25 protein-coding genes are annotated in these 25,928 nt (G+C 37.4%); 1 reads left to right on the forward strand and 24 read right to left on the reverse strand.

All coding sequences use genetic code 11. From position 1 onward, the window contains the following. Positions 1-88 precede the first annotated feature (88 nt). The 24 genes from nifJ to CCAL5182_RS08695 form a co-directional block, all read right to left on the reverse strand. A complete protein-coding gene (nifJ, locus tag CCAL5182_RS08575) occupies positions 89-3,655 on the reverse strand; it encodes a pyruvate:ferredoxin (flavodoxin) oxidoreductase (RefSeq protein ID WP_336610795.1) in 3,567 nt (1,188 codons plus the stop codon). A gap of 147 nt (positions 3,656-3,802) precedes the next feature. Continuing rightward, on the reverse strand, positions 3,803-4,453 hold the full coding sequence (locus tag CCAL5182_RS08580; protein WP_336610796.1) for an HAD family hydrolase: 651 nt from the start codon (positions 4,451-4,453) through the stop codon (positions 3,803-3,805). A 55-nt stretch (positions 4,454-4,508) separates the two neighbouring features. Next, the gene (locus CCAL5182_RS08585; RefSeq protein WP_336610797.1) at positions 4,509-5,528 is read right to left on the reverse strand and encodes an OmpA family protein; all 1,020 of its coding nucleotides are present in this window, start codon (positions 5,526-5,528) and stop codon (positions 4,509-4,511) included. Between the two features lie 248 nt (positions 5,529-5,776). Continuing rightward, positions 5,777-6,166 carry a 30S ribosomal protein S9 gene (gene rpsI / locus CCAL5182_RS08590; protein ID WP_169937598.1) on the reverse strand — a complete coding sequence of 130 codons (390 nt, stop codon included), beginning with the start codon at positions 6,164-6,166 and terminating at the stop codon, positions 5,777-5,779. Between the two features lie 2 nt (positions 6,167-6,168). Continuing rightward, entirely contained in the window at positions 6,169-6,594 is a 426-nt protein-coding gene (rplM, locus tag CCAL5182_RS08595; protein ID WP_336610798.1) for a 50S ribosomal protein L13, read from the reverse strand. Positions 6,595-6,670: 76 nt separating this feature from the next. Then, the gene (locus tag CCAL5182_RS08600) at positions 6,671-9,460 is read right to left on the reverse strand and encodes a RecB-like helicase (RefSeq protein ID WP_336610799.1); all 2,790 of its coding nucleotides are present in this window, start codon (positions 9,458-9,460) and stop codon (positions 6,671-6,673) included. Further along, positions 9,412-11,763: a RecB family exonuclease gene (locus CCAL5182_RS08605; protein ID WP_336610800.1), complete on the reverse strand. Its 2,352-nt coding sequence runs from the start codon at positions 11,761-11,763 to the stop codon at positions 9,412-9,414. The genes CCAL5182_RS08600 and CCAL5182_RS08605 overlap by 49 nt, the downstream gene beginning before the upstream one ends. Continuing rightward, complete coding sequence (locus tag CCAL5182_RS08610; RefSeq protein WP_169971928.1) at positions 11,760-12,281, reverse strand: FixH family protein; 522 nt, start codon at positions 12,279-12,281, stop codon at positions 11,760-11,762. Before CCAL5182_RS08610 ends, CCAL5182_RS08605 begins: the two co-directional genes overlap by 4 nt. Then, entirely contained in the window at positions 12,238-12,783 is a 546-nt protein-coding gene (locus tag CCAL5182_RS08615) for a hypothetical protein (protein WP_169937608.1), read from the reverse strand. The genes CCAL5182_RS08610 and CCAL5182_RS08615 overlap by 44 nt, the downstream gene beginning before the upstream one ends. Positions 12,784-12,928: 145 nt before the next feature. Beyond that, complete coding sequence (locus tag CCAL5182_RS08625; protein WP_169971930.1) at positions 12,929-13,141, reverse strand: DUF4006 family protein; 213 nt, start codon at positions 13,139-13,141, stop codon at positions 12,929-12,931. Further along, positions 13,141-14,007 (reverse strand): cbb3-type cytochrome c oxidase N-terminal domain-containing protein, encoded by an 867-nt coding sequence (locus CCAL5182_RS08630; protein WP_169937611.1) that lies wholly within the window; start codon positions 14,005-14,007, stop codon positions 13,141-13,143. The genes CCAL5182_RS08625 and CCAL5182_RS08630 overlap by 1 nt, the downstream gene beginning before the upstream one ends. A gap of 12 nt (positions 14,008-14,019) precedes the next feature. Beyond that, entirely contained in the window at positions 14,020-14,217 is a 198-nt protein-coding gene (locus CCAL5182_RS08635) for a cytochrome c oxidase, cbb3-type, CcoQ subunit (RefSeq protein ID WP_169937613.1), read from the reverse strand. A 13-nt stretch (positions 14,218-14,230) separates the two neighbouring features. Beyond that, positions 14,231-14,896 (reverse strand): cytochrome-c oxidase, cbb3-type subunit II, encoded by a 666-nt coding sequence (ccoO, locus tag CCAL5182_RS08640; RefSeq protein ID WP_169971932.1) that lies wholly within the window; start codon positions 14,894-14,896, stop codon positions 14,231-14,233. Further along, complete coding sequence (gene ccoN / locus CCAL5182_RS08645) at positions 14,889-16,379, reverse strand: cytochrome-c oxidase, cbb3-type subunit I (protein WP_169937617.1); 1,491 nt, start codon at positions 16,377-16,379, stop codon at positions 14,889-14,891. The genes ccoO and ccoN overlap by 8 nt, the downstream gene beginning before the upstream one ends. 113 nt (positions 16,380-16,492) lie before the next feature. Further along, complete coding sequence (locus CCAL5182_RS08650; RefSeq protein WP_169937619.1) at positions 16,493-17,173, reverse strand: response regulator transcription factor; 681 nt, start codon at positions 17,171-17,173, stop codon at positions 16,493-16,495. Next, complete coding sequence (locus CCAL5182_RS08655) at positions 17,166-18,395, reverse strand: PAS domain-containing sensor histidine kinase (protein WP_169937621.1); 1,230 nt, start codon at positions 18,393-18,395, stop codon at positions 17,166-17,168. Before CCAL5182_RS08655 ends, CCAL5182_RS08650 begins: the two co-directional genes overlap by 8 nt. Further along, entirely contained in the window at positions 18,388-19,056 is a 669-nt protein-coding gene (locus tag CCAL5182_RS08660; protein WP_336610801.1) for a sulfite exporter TauE/SafE family protein, read from the reverse strand. The genes CCAL5182_RS08655 and CCAL5182_RS08660 overlap by 8 nt, the downstream gene beginning before the upstream one ends. 6 nt (positions 19,057-19,062) lie before the next feature. After that, complete coding sequence (gene carA / locus CCAL5182_RS08665; protein ID WP_169937625.1) at positions 19,063-20,181, reverse strand: glutamine-hydrolyzing carbamoyl-phosphate synthase small subunit; 1,119 nt, start codon at positions 20,179-20,181, stop codon at positions 19,063-19,065. Continuing rightward, positions 20,181-20,732, reverse strand: coding sequence for a DUF507 family protein (locus CCAL5182_RS08670; RefSeq protein ID WP_169937627.1), 552 nt, complete (start codon positions 20,730-20,732; stop codon positions 20,181-20,183). Before CCAL5182_RS08670 ends, carA begins: the two co-directional genes overlap by 1 nt. A 118-nt stretch (positions 20,733-20,850) precedes the next feature. Continuing rightward, positions 20,851-21,297: an isoleucyl-tRNA synthetase gene (locus CCAL5182_RS08675; protein ID WP_169937629.1), complete on the reverse strand. Its 447-nt coding sequence runs from the start codon at positions 21,295-21,297 to the stop codon at positions 20,851-20,853. Positions 21,298-21,365: 68 nt separating this feature from the next. Beyond that, positions 21,366-22,724 carry an NADP-specific glutamate dehydrogenase gene (gene gdhA / locus CCAL5182_RS08680; RefSeq protein ID WP_169937631.1) on the reverse strand — a complete coding sequence of 453 codons (1,359 nt, stop codon included), beginning with the start codon at positions 22,722-22,724 and terminating at the stop codon, positions 21,366-21,368. Positions 22,725-22,980: 256 nt separating this feature from the next. Next, positions 22,981-23,403: a Sua5 YciO YrdC YwlC family protein gene (locus tag CCAL5182_RS08685; RefSeq protein ID WP_169937632.1), complete on the reverse strand. Its 423-nt coding sequence runs from the start codon at positions 23,401-23,403 to the stop codon at positions 22,981-22,983. Between the two features lie 10 nt (positions 23,404-23,413). Beyond that, on the reverse strand, positions 23,414-24,058 hold the full coding sequence (locus CCAL5182_RS08690; protein ID WP_336610804.1) for an FMN-dependent NADH-azoreductase: 645 nt from the start codon (positions 24,056-24,058) through the stop codon (positions 23,414-23,416). 47 nt (positions 24,059-24,105) lie between these two features. Continuing rightward, positions 24,106-25,008, reverse strand: a complete 903-nt coding sequence (locus CCAL5182_RS08695; protein ID WP_336610802.1) for a DMT family transporter — start codon at positions 25,006-25,008, stop codon at positions 24,106-24,108. Between the two features lie 283 nt (positions 25,009-25,291). Here CCAL5182_RS08695 and CCAL5182_RS08700 point away from each other — a divergent pair, with 283 nt between their 5' ends. Then, on the forward strand, positions 25,292-25,867 hold the full coding sequence (locus tag CCAL5182_RS08700; protein WP_336610803.1) for a hypothetical protein: 576 nt from the start codon (positions 25,292-25,294) through the stop codon (positions 25,865-25,867). Positions 25,868-25,928: the final 61 nt, after the last annotated feature.

Genomic DNA, 25,928 nt, shown 5'->3' on the forward strand with positions numbered 1-25,928 from the left:
TAAAAAGTTTAAAATATGGTAATTAAATTTTATAAGAGAGAAATTTAGCCACCAAATGACGGCTAAATTTGAAGTTTTATTCGTTAGTTTAAGACTCTTCGCTAGTCTCGATCTCGTCGCTAAAGTCGGCTAGCGATAGACGTTTTAGCTGGCGGTAACGGCGCTTTGCATCTTCTTTATTTTTTGTTAGAAGCGCATCTGCGTGTTCTGGATTAGTTTTTTTAAGCGCGCTATATCTAACCTCATTTAACAAGAACTCTTCATAAAGTGACCAGTCAGGCTCTTTTGAGTTTAGTTTGAGCGGGTTTTTACCCTCTTTTGTTAGGCGCGGATCATAAACATATGTCGGCCAGTAACCACACTTAGTGGCTAGCTCAGCTTGGTTACCCGATAGCGACAAGCCGCCTTTTATGCCGTGAGCAATACAAGGCGAGTATGCAATAACAAGACTTGGACCATCATACGCCTCAGCTGCAAGGATAGCTTTTATTGTATTTGCTTGGCTTGCATTTGAGTTGATTTGAGCTACGAAGATATTTCCATAAGTCATCGCAATATAGCCAAGATCCTTTTTCTGCGCCGGTTTGCCTGAAGCCGTAAATTGCGCGATAGAGCCTGCGCGGCTTGATTTCGAGCTTTGACCGCCTGTGTTTGAATAGACCTCGGTATCAAGCACAAGCACGTTTACGTTCTCACCGCTTGCTAGCACGTGATCTAATCCGCCAAAGCCGATATCATACGCCCAGCCGTCTCCACCGATGATCCACTGAGATTTTTTGGTTAGATATTTTTTAAGGCTTAAAATTTCTTTCACACCTTCACTATCTGAATTTTGCTCTAAAATCGGTACTAAAATTTTAGTTATCTCAGCCGTTTTTGCGCTATCAGCTTTAAACTCAATCCAATCATTATAAAGTGCGCTAAGTGCATTAGGCACGTTATCTTTCGTGCGAAGCATGATATCTTCTATACGGTGGCGGATAGTCTCGACAGCCACATTCATACCCATACCAAACTCGGCGTTATCCTCAAATAGCGAGTTCGCCCACGCTACACCGTGGCCATCTTTATTTTTAGTATATGGAGTTGAAGGTGCACTACCGCCATAAATCGAGCTGCATCCGGTTGCATTTGCTACTATCATATGGTCACCAAATAATCTTGTAACAAGCCCGATATATGGAGTCTCGCCACATCCAGGACACGCTCCGTGGAACTCAAGTAGAGGCTGCGCGAAGCTTGAGCCTTTCACACTCTCTTTGCTCATCAAATCATCTTTATAGGTAACTTGCTTAAATAGATAGTCGGCATTTACTTGCTCATTCTTATCCATTTCCTCTTCAAGCGGCACCATTACAAGTGACTTCTCCTTGCTTGGACAGTTTTGCGCACAAAGCTCACAACCGGTGCAGTCAAGCGGGCTAACTTGGATTTTGTATTTTAGTCCTTTAACCTCTTTACCTTTTGCATCTAGGACGTGATCTTTTACACTTTGTGGAGCGTTTGCTAATTCGTTATCGTCTATGAGAAACGGTCGGATAACAGCGTGTGGGCAGACAAAGGCACATTGGTTACATTGGATACAATTTTCCTCTATCCATTTTGGCACCATCACACCCACACCACGCTTCTCATAAGCTGTCGTGCCAGACTCAAAGTGTCCGTCTTCGTAACCCAAAAACGCCGACACAGGCAGGCTATCACCACGCGCCGCATTTATCGGTTTAACAACCTTTTCGATAAAGTCATTACCAACGTAAGCGTCGGTATTTTTGTTCTCATCTTTTAAATTTGACCAGCTTGGATCGATTTCAACCTTCACAAGTCCGTCCGCACCAACGTCGATAGCCTTGTAGTTCATCTCGACTATCGCTTCGCCTTTTTTGATATAGGCTTTATGTGCATACTCTTTCATATACTTTTGAGCTTCCTCAAACGGGATGATCTCAGCAAGCTTAAAGAAGGCTGACTGCATAATGGTATTCGTGCGGTTTTTAAGCCCAATCTCGTGAGCTAGTTTAGTTGCATTTATAATGTAGAAATTTACTTTTTTATCAGCTAGGATTTTTTTAACTCTATTTGGTATCTTTGCAACAGTTTCTTTTGCATCCCAGATCGAGTTTAGCAAGAATGTGCCGTTCTCACGAATACCATCTATCACGTCGTAAATTTCAAGATATGCCGCAACAGAACATGCCACGAAGTGTGGGTTAGATACGAGATAGGTTGAGCGGATAGGTTTTTTGCCAAATCTTAAATGGCTTCTAGTGTAGCCACCTGATTTCTTGCTGTCATAGGCAAAATACGCCTGTGCGTAAAGATCGGTTTTATCGCCGATAATTTTAATCGAGTTTTTATTCGCGCCTACTGTGCCGTCTGCGCCAAGTCCGTAGAATAGACACTCTTTAACACTATCGTCGCTTAGTGAAATTTTCTCTCCAACTTCAAGCGAAGTAAATGTAACATCATCAACGATACCCACAGTAAAGCCATTTTTAGGCTCGCTTAAATTTAAATTCTCATATATGGCGATAAGTTGTGCGGGATCAACGTCTTTTGAGCTTAGTCCGTAACGACCGCCCACGATAACAGGCTGATTTGGCTGTCCGTAAAATGCCGCTTTTATATCAAGATATAGTGGTTCGCCAAGGCTTCCTGGTTCTTTTGTCCTATCAAGTACGGCGATCTTTTTAACTGTTTTTGGCATAACGTTAAATAGATATTTTAGACTAAACGGGCGATAGAGATGGACGTTTATCATACCGACTTTTTCACCTTTTGCGCGTAGATGATCGATGACCTCTTCAAGCGCTTGAGTAACAGAACCCATAGCGATCACAATACGCTCTGCCTCTGGGTCGCCGTAGTAGTTAAACGGCTTATAGTCGCGTCCTGTGATCTTTGAAATTTCTTTTAAATAATCCGCCACAATGTCAGGCACCGCGTCATAGAATCGATTTGCAAGCTCGCGAGTCTGGAAGTAGATGTCGTCATTTTGAGCCGTTCCGCGAGTTTTTGGACTTTCTGGGTTTAGTGACTCGTCTCTAAATTTTTGCAAAGCTTCTTTATCAAGAAGTCTATCAAAGTGAGCGTAATCCATCACTTCGATCTTTTGTATCTCATGGCTTGTTCTAAAGCCATCAAAAAAGTGCAAAAACGGCACTCTACCCTTAATCGCCGCGAGGTGTGCAACACCAGCTATATCCATAACCTCTTGCACTGAGCCAGATGCAAGCATAGCAAAGCCCGTTTGGCGACAGGCATAGATATCTTGATGATCGCCAAAGATCGAAAGCGCCTGTGCCGCCAATGAACGCGCACTTACATGTATAACACCGGGGAGTAGTTGTCCTGCGATCTTATACATATTTGGAATTTTTAAAAGCAAGCCTTGAGAAGCTGTGTATGTTGTAGTAAGCGCTCCAACTTGAAGTGAGCCGTGCACCGTGCCTGCCGCGCCGCCCTCGCTTTGCATCTCAACCACCTTAACAGGCATACCAAAGAGATTTTTTTTGCCCGCAGCAGCCCAAGCGTCCGTATAGTCAGCCATAGGCGAACTAGGCGTGATAGGATAAATTCCGGCAACTTCCGTAAATGCGTAAGAAGCGTAAGCTGCAGCCTCGTTTCCATCCATGGTTTTCATAATTTTACTCATATATTCACCTTAATCATTAATTATCAAATTTTAATATTATATGATTAAAATACAAAATATATAATTAATTTGGATTAAAGTTTATAAAATTTAAGTTTGTTTTGGGTCATTTTAAAAGAGATCGTGCGTATAAAAATTTATTTTTGTCTATAAATTTGATAGAAATTTGACCGCTTCAAATGAATTTTTAAAGATATTTTGCGTCTGTTCTTCCAACTGCTCTTTATTTTGATATCCACATAGCACGCCAAGAGGATTGATATCAGCGCCTTTAGCAGATAGCATATCCATGATCGTATCACCTACCATGAAGCTGTTTTTTCTATCTTCATCACTAGTTTTATCAAGTCTAGTTAAAGCTAAATTTATAGGTTCTGGGTCAGGCTTAGGATGAGTTACATCATCTCTCCCAACTACTGTTTTTACAAATTTCATTACACCTAAATTTTCAAGTATATTTATGGAGTACTTAGTTGTTTTTGTAGTTACTATACCAAGATTAGCATTTTTGCTGGCTAGCTCTAGGGCCTCTTTTGCGAATTCCAAAAGAGTGGTTTGTTCTAAATAAATTTGCCTGTAACGATCTTTGTATATGTCTATATAATCTTGCACCGCCTTCTCGGCAACACCAAGTCTTGCAAAGATAATGTCCAGCGGATAGCCAACAAGTGCTTTTATAGCTTCATCGCTTGGAGTTGGTTTTCTTTGCGTCGTAAAAGCAGTGCGAAAGCCATCAAGTATGGCAGGAGTAGAGTCGATTAGCGTGCCGTCAAGGTCAAATAAAACAGTTTTTTTCAAATTTTGATCTTTTAAAAGAGAGATAGAGTCTTGTTTCCAAGACTCTAATATTTAGTTACTTGTTGAAAGTAGCTTCAACGCGTCTATTTTGAGCGCGACCCTCTTTTGTGCCGTTGTCAGCTATTGGTCTTAACTCACCATAACCTAGAGTTGAAATTTTATCTGCGCTTACGCCATAACCCTCAAGAGTTTTAGCAACTGCATTAGCTCTTTTTTCAGATAATTTTTGGTTGTAAGCTTCTTTTCCTACGCTATCAGTGTGACCTGCAAGAACTACTTTGTAGTCAGGGTTTTCAGCCATAAAGTCAGCCACTTTTTTGATCTCTGCTGCATAAGTTGGGCTAACAGCATAGCTATCAAAAGCAAAGTTTACGCCAAGATCGCGAAGAACGATAACTTTTTCACAACCTGTCTCGTCAACAACTACACCTGCAGGAGTGTTAGGGCATTTATCAACATCATTTAAAACGCCATCGTTGTCATCATCAAGTGAAACAGGAGCGGCAGGAGCCATAGCAGGAGCGGCAGCTACTACTGGTGCTACATTTTTAGCGTCAAGACCTATACCAAAGCCAAGTGTGTAGAATAAATTGTGATCAGCATGCTCAAATTTGATAGCATCACGAACTTCTGCTTTAAGAGCAAATACATCTGTTACTTGGTATCTTAAGCCTAATCCGTATTGACCAAAACCGCCATCTTCGTTATCAACAAATTTGCTAGATAGATCTTCGTATCCTAAGCCAACAAGACCATAAAGACCAAAGTTATCTGTAAAATCAAAAATGTCTTTTACAAGATTTGCAGTATATCTAGTAGCATGACCTGTTCTAGCAACACCTTTTACAGTTTCTTTTAGTCTATGAGTATAGTCAACTCCTAGCTCGAATTGATCAAAGAATAGACCCTCAAGGTTTCTAGCAGCTTTGATACCTACATTAACTTGATCATTTTTATAGCCCAAGTTACCTTCTGAATGAACTCCGCCAATAGTAGGAGTAACCTCGTAGTTGTATGCTGAGTTTGACGCAAAAAGCGCTGTCGCAGCAACCATAGCTAAAGCAATCTTTTTCATATAGAATTCCTTTCCTGAATAAATTTTCTCTATGTTCTAAAGATGTTATATTGTAGCAAAAAAAGCATAAATTCTATGTAAATCTAAATAAAATGCCCAAAATAGATAGTTTTAATACATATAAATTTTTGCATATTTGTAAAAGAAAAGAGTAAAAATAAAAAGAGCGGATCTCGGAGATAAATTCCGAAATCCAAAAAGAGTGACCGATTGGTATTATGTATAAACAATCGATCCGTAAACAAATATTAACGTTTTGAGAATTGCGGGCTACGTCTAGCTTTTCTACGTCCGAATTTCTTTCTCTCAACTGTTCTTGAGTCACGAGTAAGAAGTCCTTTTGGTTTTAAAAGAGCTCTAAAATCAGCATCCATTGCAGCTAGAGCACGTGAAATTCCGTGTCTTAAAGCTTCCGCTTGAGCCGAGTATCCGCCACCTAAAGTGTCGGCTTTAACATCTATTAAAGTCTCTTGTTTGGTTACAAGAAGTGGCTGAATAACTTTTAACTTGATAGCCTCATGGCCACCTAACCAAGCGTTAAGATCCATTCCGTTTACTATGATTTTTCCGCTACCAGCTTTTACCCATACCTTAGCAATCGCTGTTTTTCTTTTTCCTGTTGCATAAACTGTTGCCATTATTATTTTCCTTCTTTAGCGATTTGTGCAGTATGAGGATGTTCGCTTCCTTCATACACTTTTAATTTTTTAATCATCTCTTTGCCAAGTTTTGTCTTTGGAAGCATACCGCGAACGGCTAACTTGTAAAGCTTAACAGGGTTATTTACTAATAAATCACCAAATTTTTCGCTTTTAACGCTACCGAAATATCCTGAATGTCTGTGATATAGCTTTTGCTCAGCCTTGTTTGCACCTGTAAATTCAGCTTTTGAAGCGTTTATGATGATAACATAATCACCGCAATCAACGTTTGGAGTATAGCTTGGTTTATGTTTGCCGCGAAGTAGTGTCGCAACTTCGGTTAGTAATCTACCGAAACGTTTGCCGGTCGCATCAAGTACGATCCAGTCGCATTTTACTTCATTTGGCTTTGTTATTTTTGTCATTTTCTTACCTTTGCCAATAAATTAAAACGTGATTCTATTTAAAAATAACTTATAAATAGCTTAATTTAAGTATATTTTAAATTTCTAAAATATCGATTTTATCATTTAAAAGATAAACCAGCATGCCCCTAACAGGTTTGCTAGGATAAATTTCACTTAGGATCTGTATATATTCTTGCACTTGCGAGATATTTTTTTCTACACTAAATTTAGAACTTTTATAGTCGATAATCAAAATTTCATTGGCCTTAAAACACAGTAAATCTATCTGTTTTAGCTCATCTTTATAGCTTAATGCTTGCTCTTTTTTTAGCTCGCCGTCAAGGATAGCGCTTTTAAATTTTTCATTTTTAATTAGCATTAACGCTCTATTTTTAATATCTTTTAAGTCATCTTCGCTTAAAAATTTACTAAATTTATTTCTCATTAAAATATCGGCTTTATCTATACTATCTTCGTTAAATTTAGCACTCATTTCTAGTAAAAAGTGAAGCGCTAAACCAAAATAAATAGCATGTAAATTTTTCTCGTCATCATCTGTTTTAGCCTGCGTTTTCTCTTTTGCAACACTTAAAAGCTTTATTTTTTTCACAATCTTATCTTCGCTTGAAATTTGCTTGCTTTTTATTTTTATCTTGCCGATCTCTTGGACTGGTATATCAAGATAACAAACCTCTTTAGAATTTGAGGTGTAAGCACCAAAATAGCTTGGATTTGTGCCATTTGCACTGATTTTCTTAATAATAACGAGCGAGCTTTTTGCTCTTGTCATGGCAACATAAAGCTTATTTATCTCCTCCTCTTCCTCAAGTTCATTTGAGTAGAGTTTTATCTTTGCATACTCCTCATCAAGGTATTCGCGATTTTTAAGCTTTAGCATTATCTCATAGCCGTTTTTAACGTCGTATTCGTAGATGAAATTTCCACTCTCGCTCCTGCCTTTGCCGGTTTTATCGCAAAGCACTACGTGTTCAAATTCAAGTCCTTTTGACTTGTGAACGGTCATTACCCGAACGCCGTTTGCACTATTTTGCGCACTTAAAGCATCTGAATTTTCAAATTCAAAGATAAAATTTATCAAATTTTTGGATTTTGCGCTTAGATGAATTAGCTTTAAAATGTCTAAATTTTGCATGTTTATGGCTGATTTTTTAGCTAGATAGATGAGGCTTTGCTGAGCGGTTTTGCTAAAATCAACTGTCAATTTGATTAAATTTTTACCCAAAAAGCTTTCAGCACCGTAACGATAAATTTCATCACCAAAAAGGCAAAATTTGACGTAGTTTATAAAAGCAAAAACAAGAGGGGAATTTTTAAGCAACATTGCGCCTTCGTCTTTTGAGGCGATACCTTTTTGCTCTAAAGCCTCACAAATACTTCTGATATCGTCATTTTTCCAACAAAGCACCGTTATATCTTCACTCTTTGCGCCACTTTTTAAAAGCGCTTCTACTTCGCTCACGCAAGTATCTTGGATCTCATCGCTTTGCACGACCTTGATATACCCGTCTTCACTACTATGTGGGATTTGCGCGGTATAGTTTTGGATCTTATCTTTAAATGTTTCATTTATAAACTCAACCAAATTTTTAGCACTGCGGTAGTTTGTGTTAAGTTTTTCCTCTTTTACCTGAGAAAAATCACTTAAAATTTTACCAAAAAGTTCTTTTTTACCACCTCTAAATCGATAAATGCTTTGTTTTACATCTCCTACGTAAAAAAAGCTTCCAAGCCCGTTTTGTCCGTATCCAGCGACGATTTCGGAGATGAGCGGGTAGATGATCTCATACTGCATAACGTTTGTGTCTTGAAATTCATCTATCAAAAGATGAGTTATGCGTTCATCAAGCCTAAAATAAAGCATGTCTTTATCGAAATTAAAATTTAAAAGCCTGTGAGTGAGCTTGGTGATGTCGGTAAACGTTAGCATATTTAGCTTTGCGTTAGCCTGCAAGAGCGCCTCTTTGTAAGCACTTAAAAAGCCGTTTAGCTCGGTAAGCTTGAAATTTTCAAGATGCGCGGTATGTCTTTTTAGGGCCTCTTTTAAACTCACAAATTTCTCGTCCATAGCCTCATCGTAAATTTTAGAGTAGACTTGATACTTTAAACTCTCTCTTGATAAAAAAGACTTTTCATATATCTCTTCGACGCTGTTTACGCTAAAGGATTTTATTGCAGTTTGACTGCCTCCCCTTTTTACGGCGATCTCTTTTAGTTCAGACATTATATCAAGGGCTTCATTTTGTGCGTTAAAATCAACGAAACCGCTTGTCTTTACGCTGTCAAAATTCTCATAAAACATCTGAAGCGTTTCAAAGAAATTTGTTTGAGATTTTGATGACAGCACGATATAGATAGCTAACGAAGTTAGTAAAATTTCATTTTTAGCAACATTTTTTATAAATTGAGCTTGTGCTAAATTTGACATCTCGCTTTTGGTTTCAAAGTCAGGACTCAGTCCCAAATTTAGACTAAAACTACGAAGTATCATGCCAAAAAAGGCATCAAATGTCGTGATCTTTAAGTTGCTTTGTAAAAACTCATCGCCAACAAGATCTCGACGAGATAAAACCTCGTCTTTGCTCATCTCAAGCATATCGCAAAGAACCGATAGCTCGGCACTTTTTTCGTCTTTGTGTAAATTTAAAAATGTCGAAACGATACGTTCGCTCATCTCGCTGGCAGCTTTTTTGGTAAAGGTAAGGGCGGTTATGCTTTTAGCGCTTGCACCACTTAATAAAAGCGCGATATAGCGCACGCTAAGCGCAAATGTTTTACCGCTACCGGCACTTGCTTGAAGTGCTAAAAACGGCTCTATCATGATGTTTGCCCCAGACAAAATGTCTTGTAAGCGCAGTATGTGCAAGAAGAGCCGATATTTTGCTCAAAACTTGCCTCTTTTACAAAATACTCTTTTGCTTTATTAAGTGCCTCTTTAAGTTGTGGGATTTCAGCCGTTTTGCTTGGATCTAGCGACATTTTTTCTTTTAAGTCATAAAAATATGCCTGTGAGTTTTCACCAAGCAAAGCCTGGTAAAACGCAAGCTGAAGAGTATCTTTGGGAACCGCTCCGGTCTTATAATCTATCACACAAAACTCACTTTTTCCAAGCACATCTTTTTTATCTATACGATCTATACGACCATAAATTTTAACACCTTCATAAACTGCTCTTTTCTCGCACTCAAGCTCGCTTATCTCCCAGCCTTGCAGAGCTCTTTCTTTCTCATTTTGCTCGAAAATTTTAAATTTTTGCTCGGTGATTTTGTATTCAAGCGGATTAAGCCCTTTGTCCGAGATAAATTTCATAAACTCTTGCAGCTTAAATTCTTTAAATTCCAAGTAATACTTAAAGAGTGCGTCGTGTATGATCTTACCGTATTTACTATGACTTTTTAACTCTAAATTTTTGCCCTCGTTTAGATGTAAAATGTATTTATAGTAGTATTTTCTAGCGCAACTTAAAAATGTATCAAGCCTTGAAAACGACAGCTCGTCTGCAAAAAAGTCATGCCCGACTTGAAGTTTGATCGGCTCAAATTTAGCTATGCGTCCGAGAGGAAACAGTCCTAAATAATCATCATTTGCAAAGCTAGTATCATAAACGCAGTCAAATTCACTAAGAAATCTCGAAGCTATTTTACTCTCGTTTACAACGTAGCTAATCGCAACTTTTTTAGCGCCGCTAATTAAACTTTCATAATAAAATCTTTGCAAATTTTCACGTTCATAATAGCTTATAAGCCCTGCTTTTTCACGGACTTTTGAACTTAAAAACATCTCATTCACGCTTCTTTTTGGCACGATGTCATCGTTAAAATCAACAATTATTACTCCGTCAAAATTAAGACCGCGACTCTCCAAAATACCAATCGCCCTAACCTCGCCTCCATGTGCTTCATCTATGCTTTTGGCCTTTAGCCTCATGAGCAAAATTTCTACCAGCTCGGCAAATTTTAACGCTTCGTCTTTTGTTAAATTTGAGATAAAAAACATCTCTTCACTTAAAATTTTATCAACATCTTTGTTTGGATAAAGCGATGAGATCTCAAAGATAATCTCGTTAAAAATTTCAAATTTAACGCTTAAAGGGTATAAATTTTTAAACTTTTCAAACAATACTTCGTTGATGTTAGAAAAATTTAAAAATGTCTCTATCTCGCCAATATCATCTCGCTCTTTTAAAAAATTCTCAGATAAATTTAAAGCCAAATTCTCCTTTACCGCCTCATTTAATGCACTTAAAACCGCATAAAACTGCGAATACTCAAACGGCAAACCCATGGCATAGCTAAGCATGTTTTTATCATCAAAAGCTCTTAAAGTCTGTGCAAAACTTTCATCTGGAAGTATCACGGCAATATTTTGTGGCAAAATCCCATCTTTCATAAACGTCGAAATTTTTTCAAAAACAAATGCAGCCTGCAAACTTTCATGCTCAAAAGCTCTTGTTAAAACAAGCTTGTTTTGTTTTGTTTTGCCAAGATTTACTATCTCTAGCGTGCTTAAATTTAGTTCAAATTTATGATATAGCTCAAATTCACTCGGCTCTTTAGCGCAGATGTTTGCTATACGCAAAATGAGCTTTTGGTTATATTTTGATGTTTGAAATCTTATCTTTAGCGTCGTGAGTTTGGAACATTTTTGTAAAATTTCCCAGTCTACTTCACTTAAAATTCCAGAAACTTCACATATGATCTCGTCATACGACTTGATAAAATCACCATTCATCTCATAAATATCACAAAAAGTGATCTCGTCATAAAGGGAGTTTTTAGCCAAAATTTCTTTATAATTTTTAGCCACCTCTTCAAGAATTTGCAAATGCTCCTCATAACTGGCATAAATATCGCTAAATTTAATATCAGATATGGTTTTTTTCTGGCTTGCAAGCTCTTTGTAAAACGAAAAAAGATAGTCGTTGTTTTTTAAAAACGCAAAAAATTCAGTAGGTATGTTTAGTTTTTTTTGTGCCCTCTCACTCATCTTACAAGCTTCGCGCATGATAAGTAAAAGCTTCGTGCTATCAGCCTGCACTCTGTTTTTAACAAAGGTAGCACAACGCTCAAATTCATCTATCGTGTATGCTTTTGGTATGAGTGAATCTTGAAATTTTAAGTTAAAATCACGGATCTGACGAAGGCTTGTAAAGACGTAAAGTGTGTTCATTTTCCTACAAAAAATTCAAATTTATAAAACGCAGTTGTGTTTAAATCGCTAATCTTGGCCATAAGTTGCCAGCGACCTTGCACTGGGAATTTTACATCTTGAGTGCTTAAAATACCGTTATGATAAGTTGCGTTAAGATTGATATTTTGCTTGTTAGTATCCGGTCTGGTTAGCAAAAGATCGTATTTAAGCTGTGGAATTTGCGCTGTTTTTGGAGTAAGTATTATATTTAGCGGCTCGGCACGCGACATACTTTTGTTTGTATCGTTAAAACTAACGTCAAATTTGGCTTTAAATTCCTTTTGTGATGCCAGTATTTCATTGATATTGCTATTTATATTTTGATGTCTTTCAAAGTAGTAATTATCCATCTCAACGGGATAATCAAGCGATATAATAATCGTCGCCGTGCACGCTATAACGCAGCCTATGATACTTAAAACTATCGCATAAGGCCAAAATGTCTTTTTGCTTTTATCCACGTTTTGCTCTCTTTCTATAAATGATAAATACCACAACAAACGCCATCGAGCCATAAACAAGGAGGCGTATGAAATTTAGAGTAGTTTTGTTTGCATTGCCTATGCTGTTTTCAAGCGTTATGTTTTGTGAAGCTGCGATACCTTCTGCTATATCGGCATATCCGTTAAGCAAAGCGGCATTAAAAATATCTTTACCGTTTTTTGAAGTCAGGATAGGAAGTATGGTGCCACGCTCGGGATACGGACTTAAAATTCTCTCCTTATCAAAAAGCTTTAAAGTCTCTTCATCGGCATAAATTTCAACCTTGTGTTCGTTTTTACCAAGTATCAAAACAGCGTAAGGGGGCTTTAAATTTAAGCTCCTAAACTCATCATAAATTCCTCTTTCGCCAAAGGTTTCATAAGCCGCCAAAAAAAGCGAAACTCCACTTTTTTGTTTGAGTTCCGTGCCGATAATTTCTATCTTTTGAACAACCATATCGCTTAAAATTTGATCATTTTTGATAACAAAATTTTGAGCAAATAAAGAAATTTGCATAAACAAAAGGGCGCATAAAACGCCCTGTAAATTTAAGATTTTCATCCTACGAAAAGATGGTTAGCAGTTAAAACCGACCATGCGCAAATCGCGCCGGCAACGATAGTTAAAACTATGATCGCCTTTTCTAATATGCCTGACATAACTACTCCTTTATAACCATATGTTTTGCGTTATCGACGCTTTTCATTTGTATCTGGCTCGGATTTTCAAGCTTATATGGCTTATTTGCAACATCTTGCTGAGCCAAGATACCAAAATAGGTCAAAACACCCACAATCGAAAGCAACAAAACAACCGCTATAAGCATACCCGTGATGCCGCTTAGTGCAAATACCGATCTATTAGTGTTTTCCATTATTTACCCCTTGAAAGCGAGAGTATGTATTCGCCGACAGCTTTTTGTTGAATTTCATTAAGCCTACTGTCGTCAAATTTAGGCATCTCGCCGATATCGCCTTTTTTGCCTTTGTTTAAAACCTCGACCACAAATTCGCTTGTTCCGTATTTAGTAAGGTCAGGGAAGACTCCATCCATGCCTTTGCCGTCATCGCCGTGACAAGCCGCACAAGAAACATAAAGCTCTTTACCTTGGGCTACTAAATTTTCATTTTTGCTGGACTTGATACCTGAAATTTCTTTAGCAACATAGGCCGCGATAGCCTTTGAATTAGCTTCGTCTCCGCCAAGACCTGCAGGCATATCTCCGCCAGGATAGCCAAGACCTTTAGAGCCTTTAACTATAGCTTCGTAAATTCCCTCTTCGCTTCCCCAAACGCTAAGATCAGCTGCCTTGCCCGAGATACCGTCGCCCGTGATACCGTGACATGCGGAGCATTGAACAAGATAAATTCCACTGCCCATATCTTTTAATGTGTTTGTATCAAGGTTTGCATGCTCTTGCTTAAATTTCTCATTTAGGGTTTTTACCTCTTGGTTGTATTCGCCGATTTGTGAATACGAATTTAACGGATACCCCGCTAAAAAATACCATATCGCCCAAACTAAAGTAAGCACAAACATAACCGCCCAGCCGATAGGAACGGGGTTTTTATACTCACCGATACCGTCCCACACATGCTCGCTAAGCTCAGCGTTTGCGTCCTTTTCCTCTCGCATTTGTTTTATGTATTTACCTGCTACAAAAACAGTTAATACAATTATCGCTAACGCACCGATGAGCGATAATAAATTTATATTATCTTCTAGATTAAACCACTCCATCTAAGTCCCCTTTTACTCTTGTTTTTTCTCTAAAACATTACTGCTAGGATCATCGTCTAAAGCTAAATTCGAGTATTTTTCATAGTTTCTTCTGCCAGTTTTTTCTGATTTATACAAATGGTAACAATACCCGTATAAAATCAACACCAAAAAAACCGTAAAGAAGAAAAAGCCGTAAGCCTGTAACTCTCTAATAGTTTGCATATCCATAGCATAAGCCTTTTTATTTTAAACTATTTAGGTAGGCTATAAGAGCAACTATTTCACGAATTTCGCCGTTTGCAAAAGCTTTTTTAATCTCTTCATCTCTCATTTGATCAACTATCATGCCAGCTTCAGCTAAAACATCTTTTTGCGTCTCTTCCCAACTACCTAGTTTTGGCATATCAGGCATATTATAAGGTGCATTAAATACCTTTTGAACAGTTAGCGCCTCTGCATAAGCAGTTTTTATATCGGCTGCTTTTTTAAACATATGCGTATATGCAGGCATTATAGAGCCTGGTACAACAGACGTTGGATCTTTCATGTGATTTTCATGCCAGTCGCTTGTTCTGTAGTTACCAACCCTCCAAAGGTCAGGACCTGTTCTTTTTGAACCCCAAAGGTGTGGACGATCATAAGCGTATTCGCCACTTATAGAATACATACCGTATCTGTCAGTTTCGCTTTTAAACGGACGAATCATTTGCGTATGACAAGTATTACAGCCATCTTGCATGTAGATATTTTTACCGGCAAGTTGTAAAACCGTATAAGGTTTTGCGGTATCTAACGGTCTTGCACGATTTGCAAAGTCAGGTAAAATTTCTACTATACCGGCATAAGCGATAACGATAAAAACACCGACTGCAAAGAAGAATGGATTTTTCTCTAACCAACTAAACATTTGACACCTCCACGTTTAAGCGTCCGCCCATCGGAGATGCGTTTTTAGGCTCTGCCGATATAGTCGGTGCCGACATTGATTTATAAATATTATAAGCAAACATGAAAAAGCCTATCAGATACAAAAGACCGCCGATGGCTCTTATCCAGTAGTATGGTATAAGCACGACAACAGTATCGATAAACGAGTAAAGAAGGTTGCCGTATTGATCAGTTGCTCTCCACATCATACCTTGAGTAATACCTGCTATCCACATTGATGCGAAATAAAGCACGATGCCGGTTGTTTGTATCCAAAATTGTGCTTCCATGATAGACTTTGAGTAAATTTCACGTTTGAAAAATCTCGGCGTCATGTGATACATAGCAGCCATTATCATAAAGCCTATCCAGCCAAGTGCGCCGTCATGAACGTGCCCAGGTATCCAGTCAGTGTAGTGAGCTAGGGCATTTACAGACTTGATAGAAAGGATCGGACCTTCAAGCGTCGAGAACATGTAAAATGTCGAAGCTAGGATCATAAATTTAATTAGAGGATTTTCACGAAGTTGAACCCACTCGCCTTTCATTGTTAAAAGAATGTTTATCGCAGAACCCCAAGACGGAAGTATAAGAACGACCGAGAAGATCGAGCCCATCGTCTGCATCCAGTCAGGCACTGTTGTATAAATAAGATGGTGTCCACCCGCCCAAAGATAGATAAACATAAGTCCCCAGAAAGAAAATAGCGATAATTTATACGAAAATATCGGCTGACCGCTCTCTTTTGGCAAGAAGTAATAAATTTGAGCAATAATGGCAACAGTAAAGATAAACGCAACAGCATTGTGTCCATACCACCATTGAACTAAAGCATCGTTTGATCCGGCATACATAGAAACAGAGTGCAACCATGAGCCGTGTCCTGAAATAAGACGTGTAGGAACTTCCATGTTGTTAAACAGATAGAGCATGGCAACGCCCAAAAATGTTGCTATATAATACCAGATAGATATATAAAGCGTCTTCTCGCGGCGAATTCCTATAAGGCCAAATATACTAATCCCCCACAAAACCCAAACCAAAACAACGCCTATATCTAGCGGCCATTCAAGTTCGGCATACTCTTTTGCTGTGCTAACGCCTGCCCAAAGCGAAACGACGGCAGCGGCAATAAGTATCATGTAAAGCCAAAAATGAAGTTTACCTATAAACATCAAAAATGGCGACTCGCTCATCGAAACTTTCAAAACGCGCTGTCCGATATAATACCACGTTGAAAAAATTCCGGAAAGTAAAAAACCAAAGACTACGCCATTTGTATGAAGCGGTCTTAGTCTGCCGAAAGTCGAGTATTCTCCGGCGATATAGTTCAGATCCGGATATGCCATTTGAAACGCTATTATAACGCCAATTAACATACCCACTATACCGAAAAGTATCGTGGAAAACATGAAAAGTTTAGCTACGGTATAGTCATAGCTTAACATTTGACCTGGTCGCATTAAATGCCTCCTTGTTAATTTTATATTAATGAATAATATAATAAACGTTATTTTAAAATATTATTTATATGAAAAAACTTAAATGCTACAATTTTATTTATATTAAAGCTAAATTATAAATTTACGTCTATTTTATATCCAAGGCCAGGTATATTTTTAACAAAATCATTTCCCACTTTATCTCTTACGCGTTTAACAAATGTTCTAATCGCGGCTTCAGAAACACTCTCTCCAACCCAAACTACGTTTTTGATCTCGTCGTGTAACACAAGTGCACCAAGGCGTTTTATCAGCAACGAAATAAATGCCAACTCTTTTTTTGTAAGCGGAATTTCAACTCCGTCTTTTATCAAAACTCTCTTGGTTTTGTTAAATGTGTAACCTTTTGCAACTTCGATAATGTTTGTAGTTTCTATCTTGCTTTTTGCTACATGCTCAAGAGTGGTTAAAAACTCGTCCATATCGATAGGCTTCATGATGTATTTATCCACGCCGACATCTATAGCCTTAAGAAGTCTCTCTTTTTCACTATAAGCACTAAGCACGACTACCGGCGTATCTTTTGAAATTTCTTTTATATGCATTGCCATTTCAAGTCCATCGCTAATAGGCATAGCAATATCGGTTACAACAATGTCGGGATTATACTTTTTAAATTTTTTAAGTCCCTCGTCGCCGTTTTGTGCGGTTATAACATTGGCAAATTCGCCCGTCATAACATCTTGCATGAGCTTTCTAACTTCGTTTTCATCCTCAACTATCAAGATCATTAAATTTTCTAAAATTTTACTCATCAAATTCTCCTTGTATTGGTAATCTCACTATAAAACAGGCTCCACTTGCGGTGTTTTCCGCTGTTATCTCGCCATTTGCTCTATCTATTATAAGTTTTGACATATAAAGACCTATGCCGGTACCACTAGAGGAATGCTTAGTGGTGAAATAAGGCTCAAAGATCTTGTCCTTAACATGCTCGTCTATCCCGCCTGCATTGTCTGAAATTTTTAAAACACCAAAATTTTCTTCAAGTAAAACCTCGACCGTTATTGTCTTATCTTCAACCTTTCTTTCTATCAAAGCATCTTTTGCGTTGTTTAATAAATTTATCACAACCTGATCAAGCTGTCTTTTATGTCCGTAAATTTCAACATCGTTTATGATATTTAACTTAAGAGCTATCTCTTCTCTTTCTATCGCACCTTGGAGCATAAAGATAGAGTCATGCACCGAAGATGAGATGTGAAATTTCTTAGCTTCTTTATCTACAGCAAAAAAACCTCTAAAGTCTTCTATCGTATTTGACATATTTTTTATGATATTTTTACATCGCCTGTATGAATTTTCAAATTCTTCATCACTGTTGTTTGCGGTTTTTTTCATTTTAAACAACGCGATACTAAGTTCATTTAAAGGCTGTCGCCACTGGTGAGCTATGTTTGCTATCATCTCTCCCATGCTGGCAAATCTTGACTGGATGACTAAAAGCTTTGTTTGCTCTTCATTTTTAGCGACTTCAGACTTTATAATGTCTTGCAAATTTTCATTTAAAGCTCTTAACTCGGCAGTCTTCTTTCTTACGCGCTCTTCAAGTTCTGAATTTAAAATTTCAAGCTCGTCTTGCGTCTTTAAAAGTTGCTCATTTAACTCGATAACCTTTGTGACGTCATGCCGGATCGCTAGAAATTCCTCTATATCACCCTTTAAATTTAATATAGGGATGATAGTCGTGTTTAGATATACGACCTTACCGCTTTTAGTTAAATTTTTAGCTATGGTTTTATAGACTTTTTTATCAAGTATCGTGCTCCAAAGTCGCCTAAAACTCTCTTTTGGTACATCAGGATGACGAACGATGTTGTGATTTTTGCCGATAAGCTCTTCACGAGTGTATTCACTAATCTTGCAAAATTCATCATTTACAAAAGTAATAATACCATTTATGTCGGTTTTTGAGACGATATTGCTCTCTTCAACAGCATTTTGATACTGCTTAAACCTGGCCTTTACATTATCCATTATTTACCATATATCCTAAAAAAGTGAGATAAATTCCATTTAAAATTACGATTATAAGTGATATTTTAAACATTATTTGCTTAAAAGTTTCATTAATGAGATTAAAAAATGTAACAAACCCCACCATAATAGGAAGTGTAGACAAACCAAAAAGTAGCATTATAAGAGCACCATTAACTACAGAAGATGATGCGATCGCCATTGCAGCAAAATAATAAACCACTCCACAAGGAAGCAAACCGTTTAAAAAACCGAGTGCGACAAAATTTAAAATTCCATGTTTTTTGCTAAGTTTAAAAGCATTTTTGGTTACGAATTTAGATATTTTATCGTTTTCTATAAATTTTAATAAATCCCCCCTTACCCAAAGCGCAACGCCTATAAAAACAAGAAAAAATCCTATCATAAAAAACAAAAATGCACGCGAAGTTCCGCTTATAACAAAGATCCCGCCAAATGCTCCAAAAACAGCACCGATGAGAACATAGGCAAAAATTCTAGCTAAGTGGTATAAAGTAGTAAAAAAGAGTGTTTGTTTTTGTGTTTTGTCTTTTAAAAAAAAGGCTTGCAAACCCAAAAAGCCACCACACATGCCTATGCAGTGGCTAAAACTGCTTAAAAAAGCAACGCTTACTATACTTACAACAGTGGCAAAATCCATCTAAATTTATAAAATTTCTATAAACTGTTTAAATATATATTTGCTTTCATTTGGTCCGCTGCTAGCCTCTGGGTGATGCTGAACGGAAAATACCGGAAAATCCTTATATCTAACACCCTCTATAGTTCCATCAAATAAATTTCTATGTGTTATATGAGCGACCTCGGCGATCTCTTCAGGAACATTATAGTTGTGGTTTTGAGTAGTTATCTCGATCGCTTTTGTTTCTAAATTTAGCACAGGATGGTTTGCTCCATGCTGTCCGAATTTTAGCTTATAGGTCGGATAACCCATGGCATTTGAAAGAAGTTGATGTCCAAGACATATCGCAAATATCGGGATTTTAGCGTCTATGATCTTTTTTATCTCGGATATTTCCGACTTTAAACTTTTTGGCTCTCCTGGACCGTTTGACAAAAACACACCATTTATTTCGCCGTTTTTAAATTTTTCTATCAGATACTCGGCTTTTACGCTATGAGGAACAACAACCACCTCAAGACCGACTTCGCAAAGCTCATTCAAGATGTTTCTTTTTACGCCAAAGTCAAGCACAGCGATCTTTTTGCCGATACTTTTTAAAGGCTTGTAAATTTTAGCGGTTTTATCCCAACTTCCAAATTTATGCTCGTATTCATCAGTTGAACCTACAACTTTTACATAGTTTGTATCCTCTATGCGTCCGCTTGCTTCAAGACGACGTTTAAGCTCTTCTTTGTCGCTAATTTGCGTTGAAATATACGCCATCAAAGCACCCTCGTCACGAAGCATTTTGGTTAAAAATCTAGTATCTACATCATAAACGCCGAATTTACCTTGCTCTTTGAAAAATTCTCCCAATGTTTTTTGCGACCTATAATTTGACGCAAATTCATTATAAGAGCGCATGATAACGCCACTTGCATAAATTTTATGGCTCTCCATATCGTCATCATTTACACCCACTATACCGATTTCAGGCATAGTAAATACGATAAACTGACCTGCATAGCTAGGATCACTCATAATCTCTTCATAGCCGGTTAAAGATGTGTTGAAAACAAGCTCGCCGGCACACTCACCGTGAGCTCCAAACGCTTTTGCTTCAAGATATGTGCCGTTTTCGATGTAAATATAAGCTTTCATTACAGCATTCCTCTTTTTTTAAGTTCGTCTTGATAAAGGCGCTCAAAAACAATGTCATACTCCTGGGTTCCCGGGATAAGTTTATGTTTATAACTCTCTATCTTTTCAAGAACATCATCTTCTATCTTTTCGTAATTTTTCAAATACCCGTCTATCGAGCTGTAGATAACATTTTTAACGCGGTTTTCAGAGACATTATACTCAACCAAACTACTCTTCCATATCGTCTCTAAAATTTTATGAGCTACGTTGCTAAACCTATCCTCATGGGTTAGTATCACATCAAAATCAGCCGCTAACTTTTTCTTTATAAGCCAGAACATGTTTTTACGATCAACTTGCATAAGTTGCATTTCGTCTTCGTTTTTCTCTAAAAGCTCGTTAGCTCTCTCCTCTAAGGCTCTCTCTTTTACTATATCTTCATTTAAAATTTCAGTAGCCTTAGCAACTATCGGTTCTATGCCTTTGTTTAGCTTAACAAAGCCACAATTTAAAAGATCTATCGCTATTTTATGTGCGACATAAGGCACATGTGGTAGTTTCATCCGCATATTTAACCCTTTATTTTTTATTACATTGTAGCTAAAAAAAGGTAAAAATCCGTTAAAATTTAAAGAGATAAAGTGGTCAAAATGTTAAAAATAAACCGAAATTTAAAATTTTTCTTTTTTATTTGTTTCGTTTTATCTTTACAGCGTAGTCGCCTTTGTTTTTTATAACATAAATTGTATCTTTAGTTTTATATAAAGGACGGAAATTTACAGTTTTTACACCGCTATCACTATCTTGTATAAACTCGTCATAATCAGGCTCTGCAAAAATTCTCTCCCCCACATTAAGACCTATCGCAGGAAGCCAGCTAAGGAGCGAAAAAAGTAAAACTATAACATAAAATGCACGAAAAAATTTTCTAAATTTAGAATAGAAAAACGCATAACCGACAAATAAATAAAGAGGAGCAAGCCATAAAATAGGCACATTATGTATAAAAATGGCATTAAAATACTCATCAATGCCGTAATGGTCAAAGTAATTAACCTTAAGCCCGGCAAATAGAGTAAAAATCGGAGCTAAGACAAACAAAAATCCCACAAAAAAAGAATTTATAATCTTCATCTTAGCCACCTTTTTTGTTTTGATTATACTAAAAACAAGCTGATTTTAGCCATCAAAATAAAAATTTACTACACATATCCTTGATCGATCATCGCGTCGGCTACTTTTCTAAATCCCGCGATATTTGAGCCAAGCACGAGGTTGCCTGCATCGCCAAATTCCTCACTTGTAGCGTATGAAATTTCAAATATATGATTCATTATGCCGCGAAGTCTTTTATCAACCTCCTCAAAGCTCCAAGATGTCATGCCTGCATTTTGCATCATCTCAAGTCCGCTAGTACCTACGCCTCCGGCATTTGCGGCTTTAGCGGGGGCAAAGTAAAAGTCTTTTTGCGCAAGCATGAAATTTACGGCATCAAGCGTGCTTGGCATATTCGCACCCTCGGCTAAGAATTTACATCCATTCGCATAAAGGACTTTAATGTCGGCTAAATGAACTTCGTTTTGCGTAGCACAAGGAAATGCTCCGTCACAAGGCACATCCCAAACGCCGTTGCGTCCCGGTGCGTATTCGTTTACGCTTATGTATTTTGCATGCGGTCTAAATTTGGTGTATTCACTCAAGCGCTCTCTTCGAACCTCTTTTAGTTCTTTTAAAAGTGCCACATCAATACCTTCACTATCATAGATATAACCGTTTGAGTCAGACGCGGTAATAGGCAACGCACCAAATTGATATAGCTTTTCGATGGTGTAAATAGCAACGTTTCCACTTCCGCTGATAGAGCATTTTTTACCCTCTAAGCTAAGACCTGCTTTTTTAAGCATGTTATCTGTAAAGTAAACTAAGCCATATCCGGTTGCTTCAGTTCTAGCAAGACTTCCGCCCCAGTTTAGTCCTTTTCCTGTTAAAATTCCGTCAAATCTTCCTGTGATTTTTTTGTATTTGCCAAAAAGATAGCCGATCTCACGTCCGCCAACACCGATATCTCCTGCAGGAACATCGGTTGTATTGCCTATATGTCTGTAAAATTCTTCCATAAACGCATGGCAAAATCTCATTATCTCATTATCGCTTTTACCCTTTGGATCGAAGTTACTTCCGCCTTTTGCACCGCCGATATTAACGCCGGTTAGTGAATTTTTAAAAATTTGTTCAAATCCTAAAAATTTCAAAACGCCTAAATTTACACTAGGATGAAGTCTTAAACCGCCTTTATACGGACCGATGGCTGAGTTAAACTGGACACGATATCCGTTGTGAACTTGCGGTTTGCCCTTATCGTCAACATAAGTCACGCGAAAAACAACGGTTCTTTCAGGAACGGTAATCCTCTCCAAAATAGCGTGTTTTTTATATTTATCTTCTCTTGATATCAAAGGATCAAGGTTGTAAAGAACCTCGGTAGCTGCCTGGATGAACACCTCTTGACCAGGATTTAGTCGTTTAAGATCTTCTAGAATACCATTGATGTATTCGCTCATTTTTGCTCCCTTTTGATTAATTTATAGTTGAATACTAACATGCCTATAATTTTTTTTAGTTTAAAAATACTTTCAGTTTTTTATTTTAGGCATTTGTGTTACGTATGGTAACTAAGAGCATAAGAGCTTATGCAAAAGCTGTATAAATGGGCATTGCAAACATTGCATATATTTTTTAAAAATTTATATGAATTTAGAAAATTGATCGTTTAAGATATGATTTTTACAAAAATTTAAAGAAATATGAGAAGTGTATTTATCTTATGCGCTTTATATTGGTTTTTGAAATTTTATAAATTTTTGATCCTTTAGTTTGGTAAAATCGCTCATCTACAACAATATCGGCAACATTTCTAGCCCAAATTTCATCAAAATTTTCGCCATGTCTGTTCGCGCTTGTAGAGTAAAGCCAGCTGTGCATGTCAAGAAATTTAGCATGCTCACCATCTTTTACAACCCTGATCGCTTTTAAATTTGGATACAAAAATGTAGTTTTTTTAGAGCGCCTAACCATGTTTTTAAATTTATTTGGCACTCTTGTTAAGTTTTGCAAAGTGGCAAATTTGGCAGTTGCGATCAAGCATGGTTGGTCTAGTTTGCGCTCTTTTACTCGGTTTAGCTCGCGGTAATCCTTGCTTAAAAATCCTGCCGTCGTATCGGTTTGCGCTAGATATATCAAATTTGCACCCCTACTCGTAAAATTTAATAAATTTAGCTTTTAGCTCATTTATGGCATCTGCCATCATCTTATCCTTATCCACAGCGCCCACCGATGTGCCCTCAGCTCGCACGATATCAAAGCTCTCAAACCCCATAAAATCAACAAAAATGCCTTTTATGTAAATTCTAGTTAGCTCCATAGGCGAGTATTTTGGATCGTTTTGCGAGTAGATCCCACCGCTTGCTTGAAGTAGCATAACCTTACGTCCATCGTTCATTAACCCTACAGATCCGCCTGTAACGTATTTAAAGGTTTCGCCCGACATGAAGATATTATCAATATAGTTTTTTAGCTTTGAAGTTATGTTGAAGTTATGAAGCGGAGTAACGATAACTACGCGCTTGCAGCGTTTAAACTGTGCTAAAAGTCCGGCTTGTGCGTCTGCTACCTTTTGCTCGTTTTGGCTTAATTTTTCTTCGTTTGAAATTTTTGCCCAGGCATTTAGCATATCGCCGTCAAGCGCTGGGATAAACTCATCGGCTAAATTTAAAATTTCGAGTTTATCTTCGTCAAATTTAGCCCTAAATTCAGCCAAGAAAGCATTTTGTAGCTTTTTAGAATATGAATTTTCCTCATTTAAAAACGGGTGTGCGTTTATGATTAAAGTTTTAATTTTATATCCTTTATTTTAAAGTTGTATTATAATATTTTTCTGCGACTTTATTGCTTGTCTTTTTTTGCTAATAAAAATATACAAGAGATGATCAAAACAAACCCCGTAAAGTCCAAAAACACAAACTCCGTCCCAAGCCAAAAGTATGCAAAAAGTGCCGCACTTACGGGCTCTATGCAAGCTATCAAGCTAGCCTTGCTAGCCCCTAACGACTTAACGCCTACCATGTAAAAACTAAAGGCGCAAATCGTGCCAAAAAATACAACCGAGATAAAAGCCAAAAAGCCGCTCACATCGCTCACACCGTTTAAATTCCACACTCTCATAAAAAACGCAAGCAACACCCCGCCTATCACCATCCCCCAGCCTAAATTTAACGTAATGGGGTATTTTTTATTAAGCCTTGTGGGCAAAAGATTATAGATACAAACACAAACCGCGCTTAAAAGACAGTAAAATAGAGCCTTTGGACTAATAACAAGCGTGGTTAAATCGCCGTGAGTTGCCAGTAAAATAACGCCCAAACTAGCTAAAATTAGAGCGATTAGCTCATTTATCTTGGGCGATCTTTTTTCTATCACACAAACAACCGCTAAAATAAGTGCGGGTGCTGAATACTGAATAACGGTCGCAACGGCGGCATTTGATAGCTCTATCGCATAAAAATAACTGTATTGCGTCAGCATAAGACCTAAAATGGCATAGATTAACATTTGCGGAAGAAGCCTTATGTCTTTTATCGGTGCAAGCGCGCTTTTTGGCGAAGTGATAAAGTAATAAACAACAAGCGCAAAGCCTGCCAAAAGCAAGCGATACGGTACAAGCCAGTCGCTACTAATGCCCTTTTGCGTAAATAAATACTGCCCGCAAACTCCGCTAAATCCCCATAAAATCCCGCCAAGAAGCGTGATGGCAATGCCAAAAAATTCATTTTTTACTAAATTTATCATTAACAACATACCTGAGTTTAAATTTAAATGAGCAGTACTACTCCCTTTTAAGTAGTCAAAATTTAAAAATACGTTTTATTGTATTAAATAGTCGTATTGTCTTAAACACTCTTATGTCTTGTAAATTTATGTTTGAGTTCAATTTATCATCACTATTTTTATAATTATATAAGAACTACTTTAAACAAATAAAATTTAAACAAGTGCGCTTGAAAATATTATACTTTTTTTATACTTTTGTATTAAAATGATTTCTTAATTTAACAACAAAGGAGAGTAGTAAATGGATAAAAACAAGCTAAGATCAGTCGCTGCGGCATTTTTACTTTGCTGTATGCCAAATTTCATGCTAGGACTTGATATAGTAGGAGCAGATACCGAGATCTTGATAGACGACAAAGAAGCAGGCACATTATATAAAGGCACTCACATCCAAAAAGACGGAAGCAAATACAAAGTGAGCGCATCGGTAATGAGCGGCAATGAATATATTTTGTTTTATAACGACATGGATAGGATAAAGCTTGCAAGGATCACTGGCGAATCTGTTAAAAATTTAAAAATCATATCAGAAAAAGAAGATGAGTATGGTGTCAAATGGAAAAATATAGAGCTTAGCTTCAACACAAAAGACCCAAGTGTTATCAAAAATACAAAAGATGGTTTATGGGAGGCCGAAGAGGATCTTTATCTTCGTTGCGGCAGCTGTCATGTTGCAAAAGCGATAGATGAATACACCATAAACCAATGGCCAAATGTCGTAAAAACCATGAGCGACAGAGCAGGTCTTAACAAAGACGAAACAAGACTTGTCGGCTCATACTTGCAATACAAACTGTTAGACAAATCAAACAAATAACCACGAAAGGAAGAAAAATGCAAAGACGAAATTTTCTAAAGGGAATGGCGTTAGGCGTAAC

The sequence above is a fragment of the Campylobacter sp. 7477a genome, from assembly GCF_014892335.1.
In the GTDB taxonomy this organism is placed as follows: domain Bacteria; phylum Campylobacterota; class Campylobacteria; order Campylobacterales; family Campylobacteraceae; genus Campylobacter_A; species Campylobacter_A californiensis.